Here is a 25,778-nt window from a genome sequence, read left to right on the forward strand (position 1 = left end):
GACACTGGAAACGGGGCCTTAGCTCAGCTGGGAGAGCGCCTGCATGGCATGCAGGAGGTCAGCGGTTCGATCCCGCTAGGCTCCACCAGTTTTTCGGAAAAAGAAAATGTCCGGGGGACATTTTCCCGAAAAACTCCCGAGCGCAAGCGAGGGGTGTGGCGAGGTTGCAAGTGACTTCGATTAACACTCCAAAGCCACGCAAGGAGTGTTCCATATTTGGCCGATGGCTTGATGCCGGACATGGCCTGATCCATTGGGATGCGGTATGATGTGCCGCGCGACGATGGGGCCTTAGCTCAGCTGGGAGAGCGCCTGCATGGCATGCAGGAGGTCAGCGGTTCGATCCCGCTAGGCTCCACCAACATCTGAATGAGCTCGCCATGGGCAAGCTTCTCCGCCCGATCGGGATTGGAGGCTGATTTCCGCTACTTTCCGTTGACGCTCATGGGTGCGCCTGCATATCGAGCATGTCAAAGACGGAGCCTGGTAAGCTGGCCCGTGCTGGATAGGACAGGCGAAATGGCCGCCTGTTGGGCAATAGGCAGCCTTTGGGAATGTCGTTGCCGTTGGGTTATTGCGGCTGGTCCTCAGCGGGTCGCTTAAGTCCAGAAGCTGACGGTCGAATGAGCGACTGGAATTGGCTAATAGCTGAAGTTTCCGTCACCCCGGACTTGATCCGGGGTCCCGCTTTCTTGTCTGAGTGCGCGCCTCGTCCAAGGCAGCGGGACCCCGGGTCAAGCCCGGGTGACGAATAAGGGAACGTCCGCTCTCCACCCCTATCCTTATCATTCCCATACGGGCGCTAACCTTACCGCCGCCATTTCACGATACCAGATCGCCCCCTGCATTGTGGATGCCAGATTGACCCCTAGGCAGGCTGCACGAAGCTGTCCATCACCCGCTTCCGCCCTGTCGTTTCGAAGTCGATCTCCAGCTTGTTGCCCTCGATCTCCGCCACGGTGCCGTATCCGAATTTCTGGTGGAAGACGCGCAGGCCGACGCTCATGTCGTCGCGGCCCTTGTTGCCGAGCGATACGGCCGATGCGCGGGCTTCCACGATCCGGACGGGTTCCTTCATGAACTGCCCGCTCTGCTGGGCGCGCTGCCAGCCGGGGCCGCGTCCCGTGCCGCGCTGGACATTGGCGAAGGGATCGGCGCGTTCGGACCAGTTGGCGCGCCAGAGCGAGGCGCCGCCGGACATGCTGCTCTCCTCCTCCACATGTTCGGGCGGCAGTTCCCCGACGAAGCGCGAGGGGACGGAACTGGTCCACTGGCCATAGATGCGCCGGTTGGCGGCGTGCAGGATGATGCAGGATTTCCTCGCCCGCGTGATCGCTACATAGGCAAGGCGGCGTTCCTCCTCCAGGCTGTTGAGGCCGCCTTCGTCAAGGGCGCGCTGGGAAGGGAAAATGCCTTCTTCCCACCCCGCCAGGAAGACGGTGTCGAACTCCAGTCCCTTGGCGGCGTGGATGGTCATGATCGTGACCTTGCGCTCGTCCGCTTGCGCCTCATTGTCCATGACCAGCGACACATGTTCCAGGAACGCGCCCAGCGTCTCATATTCCTCCATGGCGCGGGCGAGTTCGCTCAGGTTCTCCAGCCGCCCCGCGCTTTCGGCGGTCCGCTCGGCCTGGAGCATGGCGGTGTAGCCGCTCTCGTCCAATATCTGCCGGGCGAGTTCGGCATGGGGAAGCTGCGCGGCGCGGTCCCGCCAGCGGGCGAGATCGCCGATGAAGGCGCCCAGGCTGCGGCGGGCCTGCGGCGTCATCTCGTCCGTGTCGAGGATGCGGGCGGCGGCGAGGGCCAGCGGAACGCCCTCCGCGCGGGCAAGCCGATGCAGCTTTTCCACCGCCTTGTCGCCCAGGCCGCGCTTGGGGACATTGACGATCCGTTCGAACGCCAGGTCGTCGGCGGGCTGGTTGACGAGGCGCAGATAGGCCAGCGCGTCACGGATTTCGGCGCGTTCGTAGAAGCGGAAACCGCCGACGATGCGATAGGGCAGGCCGATCTGGATGAAGCGGTCTTCGAACTCGCGGGTCTGGTGCTGGGCGCGGACGAGGATGGCCACTTCGTCCAGCGATCGGCCGCCGCGTTCGATCGATTCGATCTCCTCGCCCACGCGCCGCGCTTCCTCCGGCCCGTCCCACACGCCGATGACGCGGACCTTTTCGCCCACGTCGATGTCGGTCCATAGCGTCTTGCCCAGGCGATTGCCGTTTTCCGCGATCACCCCTGACGCCGCGCCTAATATATGCGGGGTCGAACGGTAATTCTGCTCCAGCCGGATGATCTTCGCGCCCGGAAAATCCTTTTCGAACCGCAGGATATTGGCGACTTCGGCCCCGCGCCATGAATAGATGGACTGGTCGTCATCGCCGACGCAGCAAATGTTCTTGCTGCTTTGGGCGAGCAGGCGCAGCCACAGATACTGGCTGGAGTTGGTGTCCTGATATTCGTCCACCATGATATAGCGGAAGCGCTGCTGATAGCTTTCCAGTACGTCCCGATGGCGTTTCAATATCGTCAGAACATGCAGCAGCAAGTCCCCGAAATCGCAGGCATTCACGTCCCGAAGACGCGCCTGATAAGCGGCATAGAGCTTCTGCCCCCTGCCATTGGCATAGCCCTCGCTCTCGCCCGCGCCGATCTCCTCCGGGGTCAGGCCCTTGTTCTTCCACTGGTCGATGAGGCCGGCGAGCTGGCGGGCGGGCCAGCGCTTTTCGTCGATGCCCTCCGCCTGGATAAGCTGCTTCATCAGGCGAAGCTGGTCGTCCGTGTCGAGGATGGTGAAGTTGGATTGCAGCCCCACCAGTTCGGCATGGCGGCGCAGCATCTTCGCGGCGATGGCGTGGAAAGTGCCCAGCCAGGGCATGCCCTCCACCGCCGGGCCGATCATGCGGCCGACGCGTTCCCGCATTTCCCGCGCCGCCTTGTTGGTGAAGGTGACGGCAAGGATTTCGGAAGGATAGGCCCGCCGCGTGGCGATCAGATGGGCGAGGCGGGCGGTAAGCGCCGCCGTCTTGCCCGTGCCGGCGCCCGCCAGCACCAGCACCGGCCCCTCGGTCGAGAGCACGGCCTCCCGCTGGGGTTCGTTCAGCCCCTGAAGATAGGCGGGATCGTCGGGCGAGGGAGCAGGCAGGGTCATGAGCTATCAACTAAGGTGCCGGGCGGGAAGCGGCAAGGGCGGGCAGCCCTTGCGCCGTCGCTTCTTCTATGAGAACAAAAGGCGAATCGTGCAAGGAGAAAGGCCATGGTTTCGGGGCGGTGCCAATGCGGGGCGATCCATTACGAAGCGCAAGGGGAGCCAGTCTACAGCGCGCTGTGCCATTGTTCGGACTGCCGGAAAAGCGCGGGCGCGCCGATGGTCGGCTGGGCCTTGTTTCCGGAAGACAGGGTGACGGTGACGGGCCGCCCCGTGACCTATCGATCCTCCGACAATGTGACGCGGGAATTTTGCGGGACATGCGGCACGGGGCTGTTCTATCGCAATGCCGCGGTCTTCCCCGGCATGGTGGATATTCAGACGGGCACGCTGGACGACCCGTCCGCCCTGCCGCCGGCCATCCATGTGCAATTCGCGGAGGCCGCGTCCTGGATGGCGGGCGCGCACGAACTGCCGAAGTTCGATCGCTATCCTGAACATTGAGGCAGGCGGTTTGGGGGATCGTCTGGCGGCGCGGCGGCAACGGTTCATCGCCATGACCGGAACGTCGGCGTCGCAAATCCGGTTCTTTGTGCAGCCCGAACGGCAGAACGGGTCGAGAACAAGGAAAGGATGATCCCGATGAAATCGATCCTGTTGGCAGGCGCGGCCATATTGGCCTTCGGCGCCGGCGTCACCGGCATTGCGGTAGCGCAGGACATGCCCGCTTCGGCGCAGCCCCCCGCAACCGCTGCGCCGCCGCCCGATCAGGGCGCGACGCCCGCCATGCCCGCGACGCCCGCGGAGCCGGGCTCCGCGCCCGCCAGTCCGGCGACGCCGGCCACGCCGCCGCCCGCCGCCGATCCCAATGCCGGCCAACCCACGGGCGCCGTGCCCCCGGACACGGGGATGCAACCTGCCCCCGCCGGCGTCCCGCGCGATCCGTCCGCGCCGGTCGGAACATCCGCCAATCCCGCGACAGTGGGCGGCAATATGACGCCGCCGCCGACCGAGCGGAAGGATTATCCGCTATGCAGCAAGACGGTGCAGGATAGCTGCATCAACCGCGGCGAAGCGTCCAAATCCATGCGCAAGCGGCGCTGACGGCGTCGGGGCGGGGCAGGGTGGCGACGACGGTCGCCAAGCCCCGCCCGCGCCCATGCCCTATCTTTCAGCCGATGCCGGAGCGCGCTTTACCCGGCCTGGTCCGCTGCGCGCAGCAATGTCAGGCGCGCCTTGCCCACATCGCGGGTCGCCTCTGCCGCGAAGCCCTTTACGGCCACATCCTCGCGGCGGTCGGTTTCCATGCTGATCCAGGTCGCGGGGCTAGTCCAGCCCAGGCGGTTGAGCTTGTCCAGCGCCACCATGCCAGCGCCGCTCTGATAGGGCGGGTCCATGAAGATGAGGTCCAGCGGCTTGCCCGCCGGGCCGATCGACAGGACGCTGCCCTGGCGGATGTCGGGGCGGACGCCTAGCCTGTCGCCATTGGCGCGGATCGCATCCAGCGCGGCGCGGTCCTGCTCCACGAAGACGCAGCTTGCCGCGCCGCGAGAGAGCGCTTCATAGCCAAGCGCGCCCGACCCCGCGAAGAAATCGCCGACGCTCAGCCCCTCGAAGGAGCCGATCCGGCTCAGCAACATGGAAAAGAGCGTTTCGCGGGTGCGATCCGCCGTGGGGCGCGTCGCGTCGCCCTTGGGCGCAACCAGCGGACGGCCGCGCCATTGGCCTGCGATGATCCTCATTTCGCGCCCTTCAGCCCCTTGCGGAAGACGACCAGATCGTGCTGCCGCACTTCCTCGACCGCCCCGGACGCCAGTTCGCCCAGATGGAACGGGCCATAGCTGGTGCGGATCAGCCGGTTCACCTGAAGCCCCAGATGTTCCAGCACCCGGCGGACCTCGCGATTCTTGCCTTCGGTCAGCGTCATTTCGATCCACTGGTTGCGGCCGGTGCGCCGTTCCAGATTGGCCTCTATCCGGCCATAGCGTATCCCGTCTATCTCCAGCCCGTCGAACAGATCCTCAAGCTGGTTCTGGCTCACCTCGCCGAAGGCGCGGGCGCGATAGGTGCGCGGCACGCCGGTGGAGGGCAGTTCCATCTGCCGCTTGAACTCTCCATCGGTGGTGAGCAGCAGCAGGCCCTCCGTCGTCATGTCCAGCCGTCCGATCGGCATGACGCGGGGCAGGTCGGGGGGCAGCTTGTCGTAGATGGTCGGGCGGCCGCGGGGATCGCGTTCGGTCGTCAGGAAACCCGACGGCTTGTGAAAGAGGAACAGGCGCGCAGGCGCCGGCGCGGCGACCGGATTGCCGTCGACCGCGACGCCGTGCAGCGAAGAGAGGAGCGTGGCGGGGGTCGACACCGCTTCGCCGTTCAGCGTGATCCGCCCCTCCTCGATCATCCGCTCGACCTCCCGCCGGGATGCGACGCCGGCGCGGGCGAGCAATTTGGCGATGCGCTGCGGCTCGTTCCCGCCGCCGGCTGCGGCGGCGGCGCGGGCGGGATGGGGGTTGGCGGGCGTCGCCGGGGCGGCCTTGGTCTTTCTGAACGGCGGGCGGGCCGGGCGCGATGCCGGCGCAGCCCTGGCGCCCGTCGGACGCCTGGGACCGCCGGAGCCCGGCCGACGCGGCGGCCCAGATTTTTTCGGCGGTTCCACGGAAGAGTTCCTTTTCAAAACGGGGCGGCATTCCCATATCGGGAAGGCCAGGAAATTGACGAATGGTGTTGTCCTTGCGCCCATGCGCCGGGGCGATGGGAAACCCCTTCGGGGCCTTGCACGTTGGTCGGCTGAATGGCGCAAATGGGGCGGATCGGCAAATGTTTTTCGGGCTGGTAAAAGGGGAAGCCGAAGCGCGGGAGCGCCGCAAGGCGATACGCAGCGTCCTGGTGGTCGAGGATGAGCCGCTGGTCGCCTTCGACAATGAGCATGTGCTGGAAATGGCGGGCTATCGCGTGGCCGCCACCGTCGACGAATATGCCCATGCCGTCACCGTGATCGAGGAGGAGAGCGTCGACCTGGTGATCGCGGACGTCACCCTGCATGGCGACAAGAGCGGGGTCGACCTTGCGCGCTTCGCGGCGGGCAAGGGCGTCGCGGTGCTGTTCGTGACGGGCGCCTGCCCTGTCGATGCGCGTGAAATGGCCCTGGGATGCCTGGCCAAGCCCTATGCGCCGCGCGATCTGCTGGCGGCGATCGACGTGCTGGATGCCCTGCTCCGCGGCAAGGCGCTGCCCCGCTTTCCCGACGGGCTCCACCTGTTCGAGGATGCGGCCTGATCCACCCCCGGATATAAGATGGGCGGACGGCTTGCCTCCACCGCATTTGCCCATATGGTGGCCCGGATAATCATCCCCGGGGGGCGCACCGATTTATGACCGACATGGCGAAGGGCTCGGCTGGCTGGCTGGACGCGGTGAAGCCCTATGTGCAGAAGGCGCCTCTGGGGGCCTTTTTTCTCGGCATATCGTCGGGCTTTCCCTATGCGATGATCGGCGCGACGCTGACCACCCGGCTGGCGCAGGACGGCATCGACAAGAAGGCGGTGACGGCCTTCACTCTCGCCTTCCTGGTCTATAACCTCAAATGGCTGTGGGCCTGGGTCGTCGACGGCGTTCGGCTGCCGGTCATCGGCCGGCTGGGGCAGCGGGTGAGTTGGCTGCTGGTCGCGGGATCGTTCGTGATGGCGGCGGTCGCCAACCTGGCGCTGGTCGATCCCGCCACCGGCCTGTTGCAGACGGCCTATGCCGCGATCCTGGTCGGCGTCGCGGGCGCCACCTTCGACATCGTGATCGACGCCTATCGGATCGAGACTTTGAAGCCGGAGCAATTGGGCGTCGGGTCCGGCATGTCGCAATATGGCTGGCGGATCGGGTCGGTCGCGGCGGGCGCGCTGGCGCTGGTGCTGGCGGCGCGGATCGGCTGGCATGGGGCCTATCTGGCCTGCGCGGTCTTCGCCTTGCCCGCCATGCTGACCGGGCTGGTGCTGGGCGAGCCGGAGCGGCACCGCGAGCCGACGGCGCGGCGCGGAATGGGCGAAGTGTGGCAGTCGATCGCCGGGCCGCTGGTGGAATTCTTCCGGCGGCGCGGCGCCTGGCTGGTGCTGCTGTTCATCCTGCTGCACAAGATCGGCGACACGCTGGCCAACCTCACCTTCCGCCTGCTGTTCGACGACATGGGCTACACCAATGACGAGATCGCCATCTACGACGTCGGGATCGGTTTCTGGGCCTATCTGATCGGAATCTTCGTCGGCGGCGTGCTCTATGCGCGCATGGGGATGAAGCGGTCCGTGCTGGTCAGCCTGCTGCTGATGGGCGTGTCCAATTTCAGCTTCGCGCTGCTGGCCGCGCTGGGCAAGAGCAATTGGGGCATGGCCGGCGCCATCGGTTTCGAGAATTTCGCGAGCGGCATCGGCGGGGTGACGGTGGTCGCCTATTTCTCCGCGCTCTGCGACCTGCGCTTCACCGCCGCGCAATATGCGCTGATTTCGGCGGCGGCGAGCATCGTCGGACGGTTCCTGACCGGGACGACGGCGGGCGCGATGATAGAGCGGTTCGGCTATGTCGACTTCTACCTGCTGACCACGGCGCTGGCGGTGCCGGGCATCGTCCTTTTCTGGCTGATGATGCGCGCCGGGCTGATCGACGCCAGCGTGGGCACGGCGGCTACGCAGCATGGCTGAACCGATGCGCTAACCCGCCGCGTAGAGATCGAGGGGACGTCCCAGATCGCAATGCGCCTGGGCGACCGCCTGCAGGCAGGTGAGCGCGCCCAGCGCATGGTCGTTGCCCAGCAGGGCGGCGACATCCTCATAGGCCGAACGCGGGCTGCGCAGCGCGCCGCCGATGGCCTGCATCATCAGCGCCTCGTCGCTCGTCATGCGGGAACAGCAGCAGGGCGCGATCAATATCTTGCGGCTGGATGTCCGCGCCATTTCCAGCATCATCGCCCGCATCAGCACCAGCGGCCGGCGATAGCTGCGGCCAAAGGCGCCCAGCATCGCATTGGCGGCATGGGCGTCATTGACCCCGGCCGTCGCCATGCGGCGCATCACATAGAGGAACAGCCGGTTGCCGTAGCCGCCGGGAAGCGGACGGGGCTGATCGAGGGAGGGGGACTCTCCGTTGGCCATGCGTTCTTACCTTCTGCCTTGTCGTTGAAGGCAAAAATACGCTATTGCGAGTCAATCGCAAGTAAATTCAGTCGGGATATTGACCGTTCAGCCGCAAAATTTCGCCCGCGAGGTAGAGGGAGCCGCAGATCAACAGCTTCGGCGCATGGCCCGGCTGGGCGGAGATGGCGGCAAGGGCGCCTTCGGGCGTCGCATGCGCGGTGCAGGCGATGCCCCAGCGATCGGCGATGGCGGCGAATCGTTCCGGCGGATGATGGTCATGGCCGGGCACCGGCAGGGCATGGATATGCGCGATCCGCCCCGCAAAAGGGTGGAGATAGGCGTCCAGATCCTTGTTCGACAGCATGCCGATCATCAGTTGGAGCTTCTGTTCCTCCAGCCGCTCGCTGCTGAAAAAGGCGCTGATCGCCTCGCCCGCGCCGGCATTGTGGCCGCCATCCAGCCATGCCTCGGTCCCTTCCGGCAGGCGGGCGAGCAAGGGACCATGGTCCAGCCTTTGCAGGCGGGCGGGCCAATGCGCCCAGAGCGGGGCGGCCTTCAAAGCGGCTTCGCTGACGGGCACGACATTCTGGTGCCGCAGCATGGCGAAGGCGAGCGCGGCGTTATGGATCTGGTGCGCGCCGGGCAGGCGCGGCAAGGGCGTGTCGAGCCGCCCCTGGTCGTCGCGATAATGGAGGCGGTCCCGATAGGCCGCCGCGTCCCAGCTTTCCCCCATGGCGAACCAGTGGGTCCGGTTGCGGGCGGCCGCCTCCAGCATCACCGGGAAGAGTGCGTCGGCATAGCGCTGCGTCACCAGCGGCGCGCCGGGCTTGGCGATGCCGGCCTTTTCCGCCGCGATCTCCCGGATCGTGGCGCCAAGGAAGCCCTGATGATCGAGGCCGAGCTGCGCGATGCCGCAGATCACGGGCCTTTCGATGACATTGGTGGCGTCCAGGCGGCCGCCAAGCCCCACTTCCACGATGCAGGCGTCGGCGGGATGTTCGGAAAAGGCGAGGAAGGCGGCGGCGGTCGTGACTTCGAAGAAGCTGGCGCCGATCCCTTCCGCCACGTCCAGCACGCGGGAGAGATAATGGGCCAGCGCCTCGTCGGAGATCAGCTTGCCGCTGATGCGGATGCGTTCGTTGAAGCGGACCAGATGGGGAGAGGTGAAGACATGCACCGTCTTCCCGTCCGCCTCCAGCGCGGCGCGCAGGAAGGCGCAGGTCGAACCCTTGCCGTTGGTGCCCGCGACATGGAAGACGGGCGGCAGGGCGCGGTGGGGATTGCCGATGCGGTCCAGCAGGCGGACGATGCGTTCCAGGCCCAATATGTCGGCGCCCGGCGACAGCGTCGCGAGGCGGTCGAGCTGGGCCTGGACGGCCGGATCGTCGGAGACGGCGTGGTCGGCCATCGGCTCTGGTCCCGGTTGGCGTCAGGCGGCGGCGCGTGGGGCGAGGTAGCCGATCACCCTGGCAAGCGTGTCGCGCAGGTCGCTGCGATGGACGACCATGTCCAGCATGCCGTGCTCCAGCAGATATTCGGCGCGCTGGAAGCCGTCGGGCAGCTTTTCGCGGATCGTGCTTTCGATGACGCGCTGGCCCGCGAAGCCGATGAGCGCATTGGGTTCCGCGATCTGGATGTCGCCCAGCATGGCATAGCTCGCCGTGACGCCGCCGGTCGTCGGATCGGTCAGCACCACGATATAGGGCAGGCCTGCCGCGTGGAGTTTCCGGATGGCCACGGTGGATCGCGGCATCTGCATGAGGGAGAGGATGCCCTCCTGCATGCGCGCGCCGCCCGCTGCGGTGAAGATCACATAGGGGCATTTGCGGGCGATGGCTTCGTTGACGCCCTGGATGAAGGCGGCGCCGACGCCCATGCCCATGGAACCGCCCAGATAGGCGAAGTTCTGGACCCCCATGACCAGCGGCACGTCGTCTATGGCGCCGCGCGCGTTGATCAGCGCGTCCTGGTCGCCGGTCGCGGCGCGGGCGGCCTTTATGCGGTCGGGATAGCGTTTGGAGTCGCGGAACTTGAGCGGGTCTTCCTGCACCTGCGGCGTCGGCAGCAGGATGAATCCGGCGTCGAGTATCTGCTCGAACCGCTCCGCGGGACCGATGCGGCCATGATGGTCGCAGCGCGGGCAGACGGAAAGATTGTCCTCCCATTCCTTGATGAAGATCATCTCGGCGCAGGAGGGGCATTTGTGCCACAGCGTTTCGGCGGTGGTTTCCTTCTTCGCCATGAAGGGCAGCGCGTTGCGGACGCGGTTGATCCAGCTCATGCGGCGGTCTCCCGGAAATGTGGGCTGTTGGCGTTCAGCGCGCCCCGAAGGGCGGCGACGAAATCCTTGACGAAGGGCGCGGCGGCATCGCCATGCGATCCGATGATGTCGACAATGGCGGAACCCACCACCACGCCGTCGGCGACGCGTCCGATCGCGGCCGCCTGTTCGGCGGAGCGCACGCCGAAGCCCACGGCGATCGGCAGGTCGGTGGCGGCCTTGAGCTTCGCGACGGCCTGTTCGACGGCGGCTTGCGCAGCCTGTTGCTTGCCGGTGATGCCGGCGACGGCGACATGGTAGAGGAAACCGCTGGCGCCGTTCAGCACGGCGGGCAGCCTGGCGGCGTCGGTCGTCGGCGTCGCCAGGCGGATCAGGTGGACGCCGGCCGCGCGCAGGGCGGGGCCTATCTCGGCATCCTCCTCCGGCGGGACATCGACGCAGATGACGCCGTCGACGCCCGCGGCCTTGCACTGCTCCGCGAACCATGCCGAGCCGCGCACGAGCATCGGGTTCGCATAGCCCATTAGGACCAGCGGGGTTTCCGGGTGCCTGGCGCGAAAGGCGGCGGCGAGGGCGAAGATATCCTTCGTCCTGGTGCCGGAGCCAAGGCTGCGCAGGTTCGCCAGCTCGATGGCCGGGCCGTCGGCCATCGGATCGGTGAAGGGCATGCCGAGTTCGATGATGTCCGCGCCCCCTTCCACCAGCGCGTCGAGGATCGCGGGGGTGTCGTCCACGGTCGGATCGCCTGCGGTCACGAAAGTGACGAGCGCGGCGCGGCCCGCCTTTTTGCAGGCGGCGAAGCGGGTGGCGAGACGGTCAGTCATTGAAAAAGTACCCGTTCGGGCTGAGCTTGTCGAAGCCCAGCTCTTTCTTTGAAGAGAAGAACAGCCCTTCGACAGGCTCAGGGCGAACGGAGGAGGGATTTGCGCGAATGGAAGCGGCGTTGGTGCGAACGGAGTGGCGGTTCATATCTCCACCCCCAAAGCGGTCGCCACGGTGAAGATGTCCTTGTCGCCGCGGCCGGAGAGGTTGACGATCAATATCTGGTCGGCGTCCAGCGTCGGCGCGACCTTTTCCGCGCTGGCGATGGCGTGCGCCGATTCCAGCGCCGGGATGATCCCCTCCAGCGCGGAGAGCTTCTGGAAGCTGGCCAGCGCCTCATCGTCGGTGATCGGCATATAGTCGACCCGGCCGATTTCATGCAGCCAGCTATGTTCAGGCCCGATGCCGGGATAATCGAGGCCGGCCGAGATGCTGTGCGCCTCGGTGATCTGCCCGTCCTCGTCCTGGAGCAGGTAGGTGCGGTTGCCGTGCAATATGCCGGACTTGCCGCCCGCGAGGGAGGCGGCATGCTTGCCCTGCAATCCTTCGCCCGCCGCTTCGACGCCGATCATCTTGACCTCCGCATCGTCCAGGAAGGGGTGGAACAGGCCGATGGCGTTGGAGCCGCCGCCGACCGGCGCGATCAGCATGTCGGGCAGGCGGCCTTCCAGTTCCAGTATCTGCTCGCGCGCCTCCCGGCCGATGATCGACTGGAAATCGCGCACCAGTTCGGGATAGGGGTGCGGCCCGGCCGCCGTGCCGATGATGTAGAAGGTGTCGTGGACGTTCGACACCCAATGGCGCAGCGCATCGTTCATCGCGTCCTTCAGCGTCTGCGATCCCGAAACGACCGGGATCACCTCCGCGCCCAGCAGCTTCATGCGGAAGACGTTGGGCTTCTGCCGCTCCACGTCCTTCGCGCCCATGAAGATCTTGCATTCCATGCCGAACAGCGCGGCGACGGTCGCGGTCGCGACGCCGTGCTGGCCCGCGCCGGTTTCGGCGATGACCTTCTTCTTGCCCATGCGGCGGGCCAGCAGCGCCTGGCCGATGCAATTGTTGATCTTGTGCGCGCCGGTGTGGTTCAGCTCCTCGCGCTTCAGATAGATTTTCGCGCCCTTGCCGGGCGGCGCTTCGGCGCGCAGCGCCTCGGTCAGGCGCGCGGCATGGTAAAGCGGGTTCGGGCGGCCGACATAGCTGCGCAGCAATTCGGTGAATTCCGCGTCGAAGGCGGGGTCCTGCTTCGCCTCCTTGTACACCTTCTCCAGCTCCAGGATGAGCGGCATCAGGGTTTCGGCCACGTAACGGCCGCCAAAGGCGCCGAAATGGCCGGAGGCGTCGGGCTGCGAACGCAGGCTGTTGGGCAGGGTCATGCTATCGGTCATCGCTTCTGTCTCTTCGGGCATGGGTTGGATCACTTGGGCCAAGTGATCAACGCCATCGAAGGCCGATGCGTTCTAAAGGGGCGCGCTGCGTCAACATGCCGATGCCGCATTGCAGAAGGCCATGATCTTGTCCACACTCTTGATGCCCGGCGCGCTTTCGACGCCGGAGGAAATGTCGACCAGCGGCGCGCCTGTGATGCGGACGGCTTCGGCCACATTGTCGACGTCCAGGCCGCCGGAAAGCCCCCAGGGCAGGGACGGGGCAGCGCCGCGCAGCAGCGTCCAGTCGAAGCGCAGGCCCATGCCGCCGGGGAGCGCCGAACCATGGGGCGTCCTGGCGTCGAACAGGATGAAGTCGGCGGCGCCCGCATAGGCGCGGGCGGCCTCTATGTCGGCGCGGGTCTTGACGGAAATGGCCTTCCAGACGGGAATGCCGAAGCGCCTGCGAATGGTCGCCGCGCGTTCGGGAGGCTCCCTGCCGTGAAGCTGGAGCGCGGTGAGGGAGCCGGTGGCGGCCAGGCCCGCCAGGATTTCGTCCGTGGGATCGACCAGCACGGCGACCCGTTCGACATGGGACGGGACAGGCGCGGCGAGGGCGCGCAATTGGTCCGCTTCGACATGCCGGGGGCTTTTCGGAAAATGGACGAAGCCCAGATGCGTCGCGTCCGCCCGCATGGCGGCGCCCACGGTCTCTGGCGTCGAAAGGCCGCAGATCTTGATGGCGAGTCGGGGCATGGGGGCGCTTTAGCGGGTGCGGCCGGGCGTGAGAACCGCTTTCATCCCGCCATCCCTTCCCCTGGCCCTTCCTCCCGCGCAGCCGCGACGGCGGCGACGGGAGCCGCCAGGTCCATGTCGTGCAGCGCAAGCCACTGGTCGGCATGATCCACGCAGGCCTTGCCGAGGAAGGCGTCCACCTGATCCATGATCCGGTCGTCGGAAAGCAGGGCGGGGTCGAGCGGAGGGTGCCAGTGAACGCGGAAATGCGGTCCTTCGCTGCGGATCAGGTAGAAGGGCAGGAACCTGGCGCCGACCTTGCGGGCCAGGCGAAGCGCGACGGAAAGGTTGCCCGACGGCGGCAGGTCGCGGCCGAAGCGGGGAAACCAGACCTGCCGGTCCCGGCGTTCGTCCAGCAGGATGTAGAGGGTGGCGCGGTCCCGGCCGGCGAGATGCTTCAGCACGCCGCGGGCGGCGCCGTCCCCGGTGATCGCCTCGCCCATATAGCTGGATCGGGCGCGCTTGAGCATGGCCGCCTGCCGGGGGTCTTCCGGCGGGTCGTAGATGCCCAGGCCCGGCCTGTCGGTCGACGCCTTGATATGCGCGGCGAGCAGGTCCCAATTCCCCAGATGCACGGAAAGGGCGATCAGCGGACCGGGGCCGTCGAGCACCCGCCGATAGCCATCCGCATCCTCCACCGTCACATGATCGTCGTCGATCAGCCGGTCGATATTGGTGAGTTCGGCCATGGTGCGGCCCAGGTTGAACCAGCGGCGGGTGAGCATCGCCTCGCGGGTCGCATCGTCCAGCTCGGGGCGAAGGATGGCAAGGTTCCTGCGGGCGCGCTCATCGCGCAGCTTCATCGACTTGCGGGCGATGTTGGCCGACAGCCATCCGCCCAGCCAGGAGGCGAGGGACGCGGGAAGAATGCGGAGGAGGGTGAAGAGAAAGGGGTTGGAGAGCATCGCGCCTGCCGTCATACAGCAGCGGTCGGGGCGGTAAAGGGCTTGGATTTGCGATGAGTTGGGCCTTGGGGCTTTGGGCGATCGTGCAGGGGCTGAGCGTGATCGGCGTGCTCGACTATTGGCGGCACCTGCCGGCCGACCGGCAGGAGGAAGCGCCCGATGGCGTCGTGGTGCTGCTGTCGGTGCGCGACGACTGGGATGGCGGCCCGGAACTGATCGCCCGGCTGAAGGCGCAGGCCGCCCCTTTCCGGCTGGTGATCGCCACGTCGGGCGCATGCGCGGCGGCGGAGGCGCTGGCGGGGCGCGAAGGGGACTGGGTGCAGATCGTTCGCGCCGGCATCGCCAGCGATGAGGGGCAGAAGGTCCACAAGCTGCGGGCGGCCCTGCGATCCTTGCGGCAGGGGGACCGTTATCTGATTTTCATCGACGCGGACATCGAACCGCCGTCAAGGCTCATGGGACGGCTGCTCTTTCCGCTGGTGCGGGGAAAGGCCGACATCGTGACCGGCTATCGCCTGTTGTTGCCGGAAGCCAGCATGGCGGCCACGCTGGTGGGCGCGGTCGAAATGCAGTTGGCGACGCTGCCCAGGGCGGCGAGCGCGACCATGCCCTGGGGCGGGGCCATGGCGCTGACGCGGGAAACGGCGGAGCGGCTGGACCTGGATGCCGCGCTGGCGGGGCGGTTGTCGGACGACATGACGATCGGGCTTGCCGGATGGCGGGCGAAGCTGCGGTTGCGGCCGGTGCGCGATCTGCTGGTGGCCAGCCCGCTGGAGGGGCGGGGGGCGCTGGGTTTCGGCGTGCGGCAATATCGGCATGTCCTGACGAACAGCGCGGGAATGTGGCTGATCGCCTGCGCCGTGGCGGGCGCGCAGGCGCTGGGCTGGATTTGGGCGCTGGGTTGGGGTGGCTGGAGCGCCGTGGGCGTTGGCTATGCGGCGGCCGCGGGACGGGCGCTGATCCGGCGGCGGATCATCGCGAGCGTGCTGGAACGGGGCCAGGCGCGGGCGGCGCGGCGCTCGCTCTGGTGGGATGTGCTGGCGCCTTTTGCCGTGTGCTGGACGCATTGGGGAATTCAGTTGGCGGCGGCGGCTTCCCGGCGGATCAGATGGGGCGGCTATGATTATTGGATGAGCGACAAGCGCGTCGTCCGGATGGAGAGAGTGGAATGACGGGATTCCGATCATTTTTTCTATCGATTTCGCAGCACAAGCGCAGGCGTGCGCAGAAGCCGCAGGCGGATCGGACATGCCAAGGAGCAGGGGAAAGAGGGTTCTAGGCAGCGTGGACAAATTCGAAAATGTCGTGAAATGGCCAATCCAGGACATTCCCCTCCCGCAAGCGGGAGGGGCTAGGGGTGGGCGCGAGCGAAGCGAGCTTCTGACTTGGCCGTTGCAAAACAACGCGCATGTTGCGCCAGCCCACCCCCTAACCCCCTCCCGCTTGCGGGAGGGGGAATGACAGCTAACCACCCAAATCACTCAGTCCGGCAAGTCTTGAATTTGTCCACGGTGCCTAGAGATGCAGGATGAGGAGCGACGTTGCGTTTCCTTGAAGCAGGCGCACCTAAAGACGGCGATTGGCCACCTCCCGTCATCAGTTTTCCGTCACCCCGGATCAAGTCCGGGGTGACGAATAGGGGGAAATGTCCGCTCCCCACCCTGCACTGACGTCACCAAGGCATGAAAACGAAGCATCTGATCCGCCCAGCCATCTCAGGATAGGACCGGGACAGGCCCCCGCCAGCGGATGACGCTGCTGTGAACCGGAAATAGCGCGAGAGGCGGAGCAGGCTTCCGCGAGCCTGCCTGCATTGCCCCAGGGGGTCAGAAACCCGCCGGAAAGAGATGCCTGCCCTGCTCGTCCAGGCGCAGGATCACCTTGCCCGCCACGGCGCTGAGCGGCAGTTCGCCATAGAGGTGCGGGAAGAGGGCGCCGCCACGCGATTCTTCCCATTTCAGCGCGTCGCCGAAAGGGGCCAGGTCGACCATCAGCATCACCAGATGGTCCTGCCCCGCAAAATGCCTGGCGGCCGTCTCGGCGGCCTGTTCGCGGGTGGACATGTGGATGTAGCCGTCGGCCAGATCGACCGGCGCGCCCTTGAACGCGCCATCCGCCTTCAACTGGTCATACTGATCCTTCGTCAGGATCTTGTAGGCGAAGAGGTCGGTCACTCCTCGGTCAGGTCCGGATCGGCTTCGGGGCTGGCCTCCGGGCTGACTTCCAGGCCTGCGGGGGTGCTCACCTCCGTCTCCTCGTCGCTTTCCTCGATCTTCGCCGCGCTGACGACATGCTCGTCGTCGGACACGTTGAACAGGCGCACGCCGGCCGAACTGCGGCCGATGACGCGGAGGGACTCAAGGCCCATGCGGATCAGCTTCGCCTGGTCGGTGACCAGCATCAGATGATCGCCATGCCGCGCCGGGAAGCTGGCGACGACGGGGCCGTTGCGGCCGATATTGTCGATATTGGTGATGCCCTGCCCGCCGCGCCCGGTGCGGCGATAGTCATAGGCGGAGGACAGCTTGCCATAGCCATTGGCGCAGACGGTGAGGATGAACTGTTCCTTCGCGGCCAGTTCGACGAAGCGTTCCGCGCTCATCTGCGGCGATCCTTCCTTCTCCGCCTTCCACGGGGCGAAGCGCAGATAATCGTCGCGCTCCTCCTGATTGGCGCCCGAGCGGTGAAGGATGGAGAGCGAGATGACCTCATCGTCCTTTTTGAGCGTCATGCCGCGCACGCCGGTCGAGGTGCGGCTCTGGAATTCGCGCACGTCCGTCGCCTGGAAGCGGATCGCCTTGCCCTGGCGGGTGGCGAGCAGCACGTCGTCCTCTTCGGTCAGCAGCGCCACGCCGATCAGGCGGTCGTCGCTTTCATCGTCGAAGCGCATCGCGATCTTGCCGTTCGACGGGATGTTGGCGAAGGCGTCCATGCTGTTGCGCCGGACCGTGCCGTTCGCGGTCGCGAACATGACGTGCAGGTCCTTCCAGCTATCCTCGTCCTCCGGCAGCGGCAGGACGGTCTGGATCGTCTCTCCGGGGCTCAAGGGCAGCAGGTTCACCATCGGCCGGCCGCGCGTGGCCGGGCCGCCTTCGGGCAGGCGCCAGACCTTCAGGCGATAGACCTTGCCCGCCGTCGAGAAGAAGAGGACCGGCGTGTGGGTGGAGGTCACGAACAATTCGGTGATCGCGTCCTCATCCTTGGTCGTCATGCCCGAACGGCCCTTGCCGCCGCGAGCCTGGGCGCGGAAGCTCTCCAGCGGGGTGCGCTTGATATAGCCCTGCACGGTGACGGTGACGACCATCTCCTCCCGCTCGATCAGGTCTTCATCGTCTATGCCGTCGGCGGCGGCGGTGATTTCCGACAGGCGCGGGGTGGCGAAGTCGCGTTCGATCGCCTCGAACTCCTCGCGCATCACGGCATAGAGCTTCACCCGGTCGCCCAATATGGCGAGATATTCGGCGATCGCGGCGGCGAGTTCCGCCAGCTCGTTGCCGATCTCGTCCCGGCCGAGCGCGGTCAGGCGGTGCAGGCGCAGGTCCAGGATGGCGCGGACCTGCGTGTCGGACAGGCGGTAGCTGTCGCCGCCGACTTCCGTCTCTATGGCCTCGACCAGCTTCAGATAGGGCGCGATCTCCGCCACCGGCCAGTCGCGGGCGAGCAGGGTTTCGCGGGCCTCGGCCGGGCTGGCCGAACCCCGGATGATGCGCACCACCTCGTCGAGGTTGGTGACCGCGATGACGAGGCCCAGCAAGATATGCGCCCGGTCGCGGGCCTTGTTGAGTTCATATTTGGTGCGGCGGGTGATGACCTCTTCGCGGAAGCGGACGAACGCTTCGATAATGTCGCGGATGTTGAGCAGTTCCGGGCGGCCCCCGCGAATGGCGAGCATGTTGGCCGGGAAGCTCGACTGGGCGGGCGTGTTGCGCCATAGCTGGTTCAGCACGACTTCCGGCGTGGCGTCGCGCTTCAGGTCCATGACGATGCGCACGCCCTCGCGGCTCGATTCGTCGCGAATGTCGCTGATGCCCTCGATCCGCTTGTCCTTGGCGGCTTCGGCGATCTTTTCGACCAGGCCGTTCTTGCCGACCTGGTAGGGGATGGCGGTGAGGACGATGGAGCGGCGGTCTCCGCGACCTTCCTCAATCTCATGCCGGGCGCGCATCATGATGGAGCCGCGCCCGGTATGATAGGCGCTGCGGGCGCCGGACTGGCCCAGGATCAAGGGCGCGGTCGGAAAATCAGGGCCGGGGACGATCTGGATCAGCTCGTCGATGGTGATGCCGGTGTTGTCGATATAAGCGAGGCAGGCGCGGATCACTTCGCCCAGGTTATGCGGCGGGATATTGGTCGCCATGCCGACCGCGATGCCGCCCGCGCCGTTGACCAGCAGGTTGGGGAAGCGGGCGGGCAGAACCTGCGGCTCGCTTTCCGAAGCGTCGTAGTTCGGCTGGAAATCGACGGTGTCCTTGTCCAGATCGTCCAGCAGCGCGTTCGTCACCTTGGCAAGGCGCGCCTCGGTGTAGCGCATCGCCGCTGGCGGATCGGGGTCCATGGAACCGAAATTGCCCTGGCCGTCGATCAGCGGCACGCGCATCGACCAGTCCTGCGTCATGCGCGCCAATGCGTCGTAGATCGCGCTGTCGCCATGCGGGTGATATTTACCGATCACGTCGCCGACGATGCGCGCCGACTTGCGATAGGGCTTGTTGTGGGTGAAGCCCGATTCATGGGCGGAAAAGAGAATGCGGCGGTGGACCGGCTTCAGCCCGTCGCGCACGTCCGGCAGGGCGCGGGCGACAATGACCGACATGGCATAGTCGAGATAGCTTGCCTTCATCTCCTCCACGATGGAGATGGGGCTGATGTCCGAAGGGTCGGCGAGGGCAGTCTCGTCGGTCAAATCGATTCTCTTTTTTCGGTGAGTGCTTGTTGTGCGTCATGCACTAGCGGAGCGAAACAAATCTGTCACCCCTCGCGCGCGCACGCGCAAAGGCATGAGATGCGTGCCGGACGCGCCGGATCGTTTCCGGGGGGCTGACAGGCGGTCAACTGGTGCATATAGGTCGTTCAAACGTTATTCACGCGCCGACCCCTAATCGGCGTCAAACAAAGGCCGCCTGTCCCGCGGGCGCAGAGGAGAAGATGAACATGCGTTTTGTTACCCCCGTGGCGCTCGCGCTGACCCTTGCGCTGGCCGGCGGCGCCGTCTCGGCCCCGGCATTCGCGGCCAAGAAGGACGAGAAGAAGGGCGGCGCCCCGAAGCTGAACGTCTCGCCCGACGTGATCAAGGCGTTGCAGGCCGCCCAGCAGGCGGCGGAGAAGCAGGATTTCGCCGCGGCCAAGGCGGCGCTGGCCGACGCGGACAGCAAGGCGAAGTCGAACGACGACAAATATCAGATCGGCGCGATCAAGCTGAACGCCTCCATCGCCAGCAAGGATGCCGCGATGCAGAGCGAGGCGCTGACGCAGATGCTGGACAGCGGCCTCACCCCGCCGGAGCAGGCGGGCCAGTTCAACGCCGTCGCCGCCGACCAGGCGTTGCAGGCGAAGAATTACGATCTCGCCATCACCCGCGCCCAGGCGGCGGCGGCCGCCGGTTACAAGCCCGACGCGGTGAACGTGACGCTGGCCCAGGCCTATTTCGGCAAGGCCGGCACCGCCAACAGTTCGGTCGAACCGCAGCGCGGCCTGAACCAGCAGGGTCTCGCCGCGCTCAAGGCCGCGGCGGACGCCACCAGGGCGGCCGGGGGCCAGGTGCCGGCGCAATGGTATCAGATCGGCGTCAGCCGCGCCGCGCAGGCGAAGCTGCCCGAAGTCACCGAATGGGCCAAGATGGCCTATCAGGCCGCGCCCAGCGGGGAAAATCTGCGCACGCTGATCCGCCTGTTCCAGCAGGCCAATCCCAATATCTCCAACCGCGAGAATCTGGACGTGCTGCGCCTCATGGCGACCTCCGGCGGTCTGGTCGTGGCGCAGGATTATCTGGAATATGCCGAAATGGCGTCAAAGACCGGCATCTACGGCGAAGTGAAGTCGGCGATCGACGCTGGCCGCAGCAAGGGCGTGCTGAGCGCCAGCCAGGGCGGCGACCTGTACCAGACGGCGGTGCCCAAGATCGCGGGCGACAAGGGTTCGCTGGGCACTGCGGAGGCTGACGCGAAGAAGGCGGCGAACGGCAAGATCGCGGCGGCGACCGCCGACGCCTATCTGGGCTATGGCGACTATGCCAAGGCGGCGGCGATGTTCGAACTCGCCAAGCAGAAGGGCGGCGTCGACGCGGACGAAATCAACACCCGCATGGGCATCGCCAAGGCGCTGGGCGGCGACAATGCGTCGGCCAAGGCGGCGTTCCAGTCGGTGCAGGCCGGTTCGCGCAAGCAGATCGCCGATCTGTGGCTGGCCTATCTGGCGACCAAGGCCTGATCCTTGCCTGATGTGGGGCGCGCCGCCCGGCGCGGGCGGCGCGCCTCCATCATCTTCCACCATGATGACGGCCTGGCCGAAGCCGGGCGACAAGGGGGATGGCTGACATGGCCATGACGAGACATTCGATTCTGACCTGCGGGCTGCTGGCCGGCGCCGCCCTGCTGGTCGCCGCGCCCGCCGTCGCGAAGAAGCCGGCCGTCGGCCCGGCGATCCAGATGTCGGACGGGTTCCGCGCCGCGACGCAGGCGGCGGACGCCGCGATCAGGGCCGGCGATGTCTCGACCGCGCAGGCGCAGATTTCGGCCCTGATGCCGGTCAGCGATTTCGAGGCCTATGTGGCGGCGGGCCTGCGGTTCCAGCTTGCCGTGCTGAAGGTCGACCGGCAGGCGCAGCGGGTGGCGCTGAACGACATGTTCAAGACGTCTTCCGTGCCGAAGGGCGACATGCCCCGCCTGCGCTACATTGCGGGCTATCTGTCCTACATCGTCGGCAATTACGACGATGCGACGGCGCAGCTCGATTATGCCCGGACGCTCGGCTACGATCCGATCGACGCGACCATGCTGCGCGCCGACATCGCCATCCGCCGCAACCGGCCCAAGGACGCGCGCGGCTTCGTGCAGCAGGCCCTGGCGCGGCAGCGCGAGGCCGGGCAGCCTATCCCGGCGGCCTGGTACGACCGGGCGATCTCCATGGCCTATCAGGCGGGGGACTGGACCGAATTGGGCGCGCTGTATCGGGAACGGCTGTCCCGTTATGATTCGGCGGGCGAGTGGCGGTCGGCCCTCGCCAATTACCTGGCGGCCCCCGGCATGGACGCGCAGGTGCAGCTCGACCTCTATCGCCTTCAGGCCGCCAATGGCGCCATGGCGAGCGAGCGCGATTATCAGGCCTATGCGCAACTGGCCGAAAAGACAGGCTATAGCGCGGAGACGAAGGCGATCATCGAGGCAGGCCGATCGGCCGGCAAGCTGACGCCGACGCAGGCGGCCACGGCGCAACTGCTCAAGAGCGCGACGCCCAAGGCCGCGAAGGAGATAGCGGGCCTGCCCGCCGCGGCGAAGAAGGCGGCGGCGGCGAAGGACGGGTCAGCCGCCATGGCGGTGGGCGACACCTATTTCTCGCTCGGCCAGTTCCCCCAGGCGGTGGAGCAATATCGCCTTGCCCTGAGCAAGGGCGGCGTCGATGCCGGCAAGGCGAATGCCCGGCTTGGCGTGGCGCTGGCGCGGTCGGGCGACCTGGCGGGCGCGAAGGCCGCGCTGGGCCAGGTGACGACCGGCAATTGGGCGAATGTCGCCGGCTTCTGGTCGGTCTGGGTCGACCAGCAGAGCCGCAAGACGGCGTCCACGCCGGCCGTCCTGCCGCCGGCGGGTTGAGGGGGCAGGCTCCACGGCTGGACAGGTTTGGGTCATTGCCGTTTTTTTTTTTTGAGCGTCTTGCGCTTTTGCCCTCGCAGGAGGGCGAGACGCTCAGGAAGCTGACCGTCCGCCTTCCCGTCCGAAACGGCACTTCACCATCGCCCGATCATGCGCCCGATCATGCCATCGGCGGGTTGTGTCCGCTCAACCGGCGCCCTCCAGCTTGTCCTGCGTCCGCGTCGCGAAATCCCCGGCGTCATGCCGCTCCCGAAGCTGCTCTTCCAGCGGTCCGTTCGCCTTGTTGACCATCCGCCCGCGCTGCACCGCGGGCCGGGCGTCGATCTGCTCGGCCCAGCGCAGCACATTGGCATAGCTCCCCACGTCCAGGAATTCCGCCGCGTCATAGGCCCGGCCCAGCGCCACCCCGCCATACCAGGGCCAGATCGCCATGTCCGCGATCGTATATTCGTCGCCCGCGACATATTCATGCTCAGCCAGTTGCCGGTCCAGCACGTCCAACTGCCGCTTAGCCTCCATCGCATAGCGGTTGATCGCATATTCGAACTTTTCCGGCGCATAGGCGTAGAAATGGCCGAACCCCCCGCCCAGCAGCGGCGCGCTGCCCATCTGCCAGAACAGCCAGTTCAGCGTCTCGGTCCGCCTGGCCGGGTCGGTCGGCAGGAAGGCGCCGAATTTCTCGGCCAGATAGACCAGGATGGACCCGGATTCGAACACCCGCCGGGGCGGCGAGACGCCATGGTCCATCAGCGCCGGAATCTTGCTGTTGGGATTGACCGACACGAAGCCGCTGCCGAACTGGTCGCCCTCGTTGATGCGGATCAGCCAGGCGTCATATTCGGCGTCCTTGCCCGCCGCCAGCAGTTCCTCCAGCATGATCGTCACCTTCTGCCCATTGGGCGTGGCGAGCGAATAGAGCTGGAGTGGGTGCTTGCCGACCGGCAATTCCCTGTCATGGGTCGGCCCGGCGACCGGCCGGTTGATGTTGGCGAAGGCGCCCCCGCTTTCCTTGTCCCAGGTCCAGACCCGCGGCGGAATATAGGCTGTGTCGGTCATGAGGGCGTCTCCTTGGGGAAGCGGGAAGAGGGTGGGGCGGGCTACGCCCGCTGCTCCGGCTAGGTAAGGATCGACCCTGTCCGGCGCAAACCCCGCATGATCAAAAAAAGGCAGCGCGGCGGCAGCGGCTGCATTGGTCGCGTTTTTTGCACGTGGAACGCATTTCGTCGCTGTCCGGCTGTCTCCGCCGGCAGGGAAGGCCTATAGGACCGGCGTCATGTTTCTTCGCGCCGCCTCGATGGACGGGCATGAAAAAATTTGCACGGAGGCTCTTGATCGTCCCGCCTTCCCGTCCATATGAAACGGCGCTGGCACTCCCCGACGAGGAGTGCTAACAGATGCGAGTTCAACAGGGAGAAGGAGCCGGAGTCGCGCCGCGATTCCATCCCCATCCCATTCAACGTCGTAAAGAGGGAAAGGCACTCAACATGGCATTTCGTCCGTTGCATGACCGCGTTCTCGTTCGCCGCGTAGAGGCGGAAGAGAAGACCGCCGGCGGCATCATCATCCCCGACACCGCCAAGGAAAAGCCGCAGGAAGGCGAAATCGTCTCCGTCGGCACCGGCTCCAAGGCCGAAGACGGCAAGGTGACCCCGCTGGATGTCAAGGCCGGCGACCGCATCCTGTTCGGCAAATGGTCGGGCACCGAGGTCAAGGTCGACGGTGAAGACCTGCTCATCATGAAGGAAAGCGACATCCTGGGCGTCATCGCGTAACTGCGAACCAGATCATCATTTCCTATTTTGGCGGAAATTCGTGCCCCATAACGGTGTGAACTTCGCAAGATTTGCAATTCAAGAGAGGTAAAGATCATGGCAGCGAAGGACGTAAAGTTTTCGCGTGACGCTCGTGAGCGCATCCTGCGCGGCGTCGACATCCTGGCCGACGCGGTCAAGGTGACCCTGGGCCCCAAGGGCCGCAACGTCGTCATCGACAAGAGCTTCGGCGCCCCCCGAATCACCAAGGACGGCGTCAGCGTCGCCAAGGAAATCGAACTGAAGGACAAGTTCGAGAATATGGGCGCGCAGATGGTCCGCGAAGTCGCTTCGAAGACCAACGACATCGCCGGTGACGGCACCACCACCGCGACCGTGCTGGCCCAGGCCATCGTGCGCGAAGGCATGAAGTCGGTCGCCGCCGGCATGAACCCGATGGACCTGAAGCGCGGCATCGACCTCGCCGTCGCCAAGGTTGTCGAGGACATCAAGGGCCGTTCCAAGCCGGTCGCCGGTTCGAACGAAGTCGCTCAGGTCGGCATCATCTCGGCCAATGGCGATGTCGAAGTCGGCCAGAAGATCGCCGAAGCGATGGAAAAGGTCGGCAAGGAAGGCGTCATCACCGTGGAAGAGGCCAAGGGGCTCGACTTCGAACTGGACGTCGTGGAAGGCATGCAGTTCGACCGCGGCTATCTGTCGCCCTACTTCATCACCAACCCGGAAAAGATGCAGGTCGAACTGGCCGATCCCTACATCCTGATCCACGAAAAGAAGCTGTCGAACCTGCAGTCGATCCTGCCGATCCTCGAAGCCGTAGTTCAGTCGGGCCGTCCGCTCCTCATCATCGCTGAGGACATCGAAGGCGAAGCGCTGGCGACCCTGGTCGTCAACAAGCTGCGCGGCGGCCTGAAGGTCGCTGCGGTCAAGGCTCCGGGCTTCGGCGATCGCCGCAAGGCCATGCTGGAGGACATCGCCGTCCTGACCAAGGGCGAAGTCATCTCCGAAGACCTCGGCATCAAGCTGGAGAACGTCACCCTCGGCATGCTCGGCACCGCCAAGCGCGTCACCATCGACAAGGACAACACCACCATCGTCGATGGCGCCGGCGACGGCGAAGCGATTAAGGGCCGCACCGAGCAGATCCGTGCCCAGATCGAGACCACCACGTCCGACTACGACCGCGAGAAGCTGCAAGAGCGTCTGGCGAAGCTGGCTGGCGGCGTGGCCGTCATCAAGGTCGGCGGCGCCACCGAAGTGGAAGTCAAGGAGCGCAAGGACCGCGTCGACGACGCGCTGCACGCGACCCGCGCAGCCGTCGAGGAAGGCATCGTCCCCGGCGGCGGCACGGCGCTGCTCTATGCGACCAAGGCCCTCAAGGACCTCAAGGGCGCGAACGACGACCAGACCCGCGGCATCGACATCATCCGCAAGGCCATCGAAGCGCCGCTGCGCCAGATCGCCCAGAATGCGGGCGTCGACGGCGCCGTCGTTGCGGGCAACCTGCTGCGCGAAAATGACGAGACGAAGGGCTTCAACGCCGCGACCGACACCTATGAGAACCTCGTCGCCGCTGGCGTGATCGACCCGACCAAGGTCGTCCGCGCCGCGCTGCAGGACGCCGCTTCGGTGGCCGGCCTGCTGATCACGACCGAGGCGACCATCGCCGAACTGCCCTCCGACGATAAGGCGCCGATGGGCATGCCCGGCGGCGGCATGGGCGGCATGGGCGGCATGGACTTCTAACACCGCGTCGCGGGCGGGCCTGCGGCTCGCCCGCGACA

23 protein-coding genes and 2 tRNA genes are annotated in these 25,778 nt (G+C 66.2%); 11 read left to right on the forward strand and 14 right to left on the reverse strand.

Features of this window, described 5'->3' with window-relative positions:
* Positions 1-12 precede the first annotated feature (12 nt).
* Together SIDU_RS04740 and SIDU_RS04745 are read left to right on the forward strand one after the other, a co-directional pair.
* Positions 13-88, forward strand: a tRNA-Ala gene (locus SIDU_RS04740).
* Positions 89-285: 197 nt separating this feature from the next.
* A tRNA-Ala gene (locus SIDU_RS04745) sits at positions 286-361 on the forward strand.
* A 507-nt stretch (positions 362-868) separates the two neighbouring features.
* Here SIDU_RS04745 and SIDU_RS04750 read toward each other — a convergent pair.
* Positions 869-3,145: an ATP-dependent helicase gene (locus SIDU_RS04750; protein WP_007688828.1), complete on the reverse strand. Its 2,277-nt coding sequence runs from the start codon at positions 3,143-3,145 to the stop codon at positions 869-871.
* A 105-nt stretch (positions 3,146-3,250) separates the two neighbouring features.
* On the opposite strand from SIDU_RS04750, the gene SIDU_RS04755 reads away from it, so the two are divergent.
* Positions 3,251-3,646, forward strand: coding sequence for a GFA family protein (locus SIDU_RS04755; RefSeq protein WP_007688829.1), 396 nt, complete (start codon positions 3,251-3,253; stop codon positions 3,644-3,646).
* A 138-nt stretch (positions 3,647-3,784) separates the two neighbouring features.
* Entirely contained in the window at positions 3,785-4,246 is a 462-nt protein-coding gene (locus tag SIDU_RS04760) for a hypothetical protein (RefSeq protein ID WP_039980471.1), read from the forward strand.
* An 89-nt stretch (positions 4,247-4,335) separates the two neighbouring features.
* Here the strand turns inward: SIDU_RS04760 and rsmD are convergent, their stop codons facing one another.
* Both rsmD and SIDU_RS04770 read right to left on the reverse strand, forming a co-directional pair.
* Complete coding sequence (gene rsmD / locus SIDU_RS04765; RefSeq protein ID WP_007688833.1) at positions 4,336-4,884, reverse strand: 16S rRNA (guanine(966)-N(2))-methyltransferase RsmD; 549 nt, start codon at positions 4,882-4,884, stop codon at positions 4,336-4,338.
* A complete protein-coding gene (locus tag SIDU_RS04770; RefSeq protein ID WP_007688835.1) occupies positions 4,881-5,795 on the reverse strand; it encodes a pseudouridine synthase in 915 nt (304 codons plus the stop codon). The genes rsmD and SIDU_RS04770 overlap by 4 nt, the downstream gene beginning before the upstream one ends.
* 161 nt (positions 5,796-5,956) lie before the next feature.
* Between SIDU_RS04770 and SIDU_RS04775 the strand changes: the two genes are divergently transcribed.
* Positions 5,957-6,415: a response regulator gene (locus tag SIDU_RS04775; RefSeq protein ID WP_007688837.1), complete on the forward strand. Its 459-nt coding sequence runs from the start codon at positions 5,957-5,959 to the stop codon at positions 6,413-6,415.
* A 95-nt stretch (positions 6,416-6,510) separates the two neighbouring features.
* Complete coding sequence (locus tag SIDU_RS04780) at positions 6,511-7,821, forward strand: AmpG family muropeptide MFS transporter (protein WP_007688839.1); 1,311 nt, start codon at positions 6,511-6,513, stop codon at positions 7,819-7,821.
* A 9-nt stretch (positions 7,822-7,830) separates the two neighbouring features.
* Here the strand turns inward: SIDU_RS04780 and SIDU_RS04785 are convergent, their stop codons facing one another.
* The 8 genes from SIDU_RS04785 to SIDU_RS04815 all read right to left on the reverse strand — a co-directional run bounded on the left by SIDU_RS04785 (position 7,831) and on the right by SIDU_RS04815 (position 14,420).
* A complete protein-coding gene (locus SIDU_RS04785) occupies positions 7,831-8,271 on the reverse strand; it encodes a DUF6628 family protein (RefSeq protein WP_007688841.1) in 441 nt (146 codons plus the stop codon).
* A 67-nt stretch (positions 8,272-8,338) separates the two neighbouring features.
* Positions 8,339-9,661, reverse strand: a complete 1,323-nt coding sequence (locus SIDU_RS04790; protein WP_007688843.1) for a bifunctional folylpolyglutamate synthase/dihydrofolate synthase — start codon at positions 9,659-9,661, stop codon at positions 8,339-8,341.
* Between the two features lie 21 nt (positions 9,662-9,682).
* On the reverse strand, positions 9,683-10,534 hold the full coding sequence (gene accD / locus SIDU_RS04795) for an acetyl-CoA carboxylase, carboxyltransferase subunit beta (protein ID WP_007688844.1): 852 nt from the start codon (positions 10,532-10,534) through the stop codon (positions 9,683-9,685).
* Positions 10,531-11,358, reverse strand: a complete 828-nt coding sequence (gene trpA, locus SIDU_RS04800) for a tryptophan synthase subunit alpha (protein WP_007688846.1) — start codon at positions 11,356-11,358, stop codon at positions 10,531-10,533. Before trpA ends, accD begins: the two co-directional genes overlap by 4 nt.
* Positions 11,351-11,503, reverse strand: a complete 153-nt coding sequence (locus tag SIDU_RS19615) for a hypothetical protein (protein WP_157838175.1) — start codon at positions 11,501-11,503, stop codon at positions 11,351-11,353. The genes trpA and SIDU_RS19615 overlap by 8 nt, the downstream gene beginning before the upstream one ends.
* Entirely contained in the window at positions 11,500-12,741 is a 1,242-nt protein-coding gene (trpB, locus tag SIDU_RS04805) for a tryptophan synthase subunit beta (protein ID WP_020819289.1), read from the reverse strand. The genes SIDU_RS19615 and trpB overlap by 4 nt, the downstream gene beginning before the upstream one ends.
* A 90-nt stretch (positions 12,742-12,831) precedes the next feature.
* Positions 12,832-13,476: a phosphoribosylanthranilate isomerase gene (locus SIDU_RS04810; protein ID WP_007688850.1), complete on the reverse strand. Its 645-nt coding sequence runs from the start codon at positions 13,474-13,476 to the stop codon at positions 12,832-12,834.
* A gap of 41 nt (positions 13,477-13,517) precedes the next feature.
* Positions 13,518-14,420, reverse strand: coding sequence for a lysophospholipid acyltransferase family protein (locus tag SIDU_RS04815; RefSeq protein ID WP_007688857.1), 903 nt, complete (start codon positions 14,418-14,420; stop codon positions 13,518-13,520).
* Positions 14,421-14,473: 53 nt separating this feature from the next.
* Between SIDU_RS04815 and SIDU_RS04820 the strand changes: the two genes are divergently transcribed.
* Positions 14,474-15,592 carry a glycosyltransferase gene (locus SIDU_RS04820; RefSeq protein WP_025771918.1) on the forward strand — a complete coding sequence of 373 codons (1,119 nt, stop codon included), beginning with the start codon at positions 14,474-14,476 and terminating at the stop codon, positions 15,590-15,592.
* Positions 15,593-16,246: 654 nt separating this feature from the next.
* Here the strand turns inward: SIDU_RS04820 and SIDU_RS04825 are convergent.
* Positions 16,247-16,594, reverse strand: a complete 348-nt coding sequence (locus SIDU_RS04825; RefSeq protein ID WP_007688860.1) for a DUF952 domain-containing protein — start codon at positions 16,592-16,594, stop codon at positions 16,247-16,249.
* Positions 16,591-19,323 carry a DNA gyrase subunit A gene (gene gyrA / locus SIDU_RS04830; RefSeq protein ID WP_007688862.1) on the reverse strand — a complete coding sequence of 911 codons (2,733 nt, stop codon included), beginning with the start codon at positions 19,321-19,323 and terminating at the stop codon, positions 16,591-16,593. The genes SIDU_RS04825 and gyrA overlap by 4 nt, the downstream gene beginning before the upstream one ends.
* 242 nt (positions 19,324-19,565) lie before the next feature.
* Here gyrA and SIDU_RS04835 point away from each other — a divergent pair, with 242 nt between their 5' ends.
* Positions 19,566-20,846, forward strand: a complete 1,281-nt coding sequence (locus SIDU_RS04835; protein ID WP_007688864.1) for a hypothetical protein — start codon at positions 19,566-19,568, stop codon at positions 20,844-20,846.
* Positions 20,847-20,953: 107 nt separating this feature from the next.
* Positions 20,954-22,225 (forward strand): hypothetical protein, encoded by a 1,272-nt coding sequence (locus SIDU_RS04840; RefSeq protein WP_007688866.1) that lies wholly within the window; start codon positions 20,954-20,956, stop codon positions 22,223-22,225.
* A gap of 186 nt (positions 22,226-22,411) precedes the next feature.
* Here the strand turns inward: SIDU_RS04840 and yghU are convergent, their stop codons facing one another.
* Positions 22,412-23,281, reverse strand: coding sequence for a glutathione-dependent disulfide-bond oxidoreductase (gene yghU / locus SIDU_RS04845; protein WP_007688869.1), 870 nt, complete (start codon positions 23,279-23,281; stop codon positions 22,412-22,414).
* A 428-nt stretch (positions 23,282-23,709) separates the two neighbouring features.
* Here yghU and groES point away from each other — a divergent pair, with 428 nt between their 5' ends.
* Together groES and groL are read left to right on the forward strand one after the other, a co-directional pair.
* Positions 23,710-23,997, forward strand: coding sequence for a co-chaperone GroES (gene groES, locus SIDU_RS04850; RefSeq protein ID WP_007688871.1), 288 nt, complete (start codon positions 23,710-23,712; stop codon positions 23,995-23,997).
* 96 nt (positions 23,998-24,093) lie between these two features.
* Positions 24,094-25,740: a chaperonin GroEL gene (gene groL / locus SIDU_RS04855; protein WP_007688873.1), complete on the forward strand. Its 1,647-nt coding sequence runs from the start codon at positions 24,094-24,096 to the stop codon at positions 25,738-25,740.
* Positions 25,741-25,778 lie beyond the last annotated feature (38 nt).

The organism is Sphingobium indicum B90A (assembly GCF_000264945.2).
GTDB classification, from domain to species: Bacteria; Pseudomonadota; Alphaproteobacteria; order Sphingomonadales; family Sphingomonadaceae; genus Sphingobium; species Sphingobium indicum.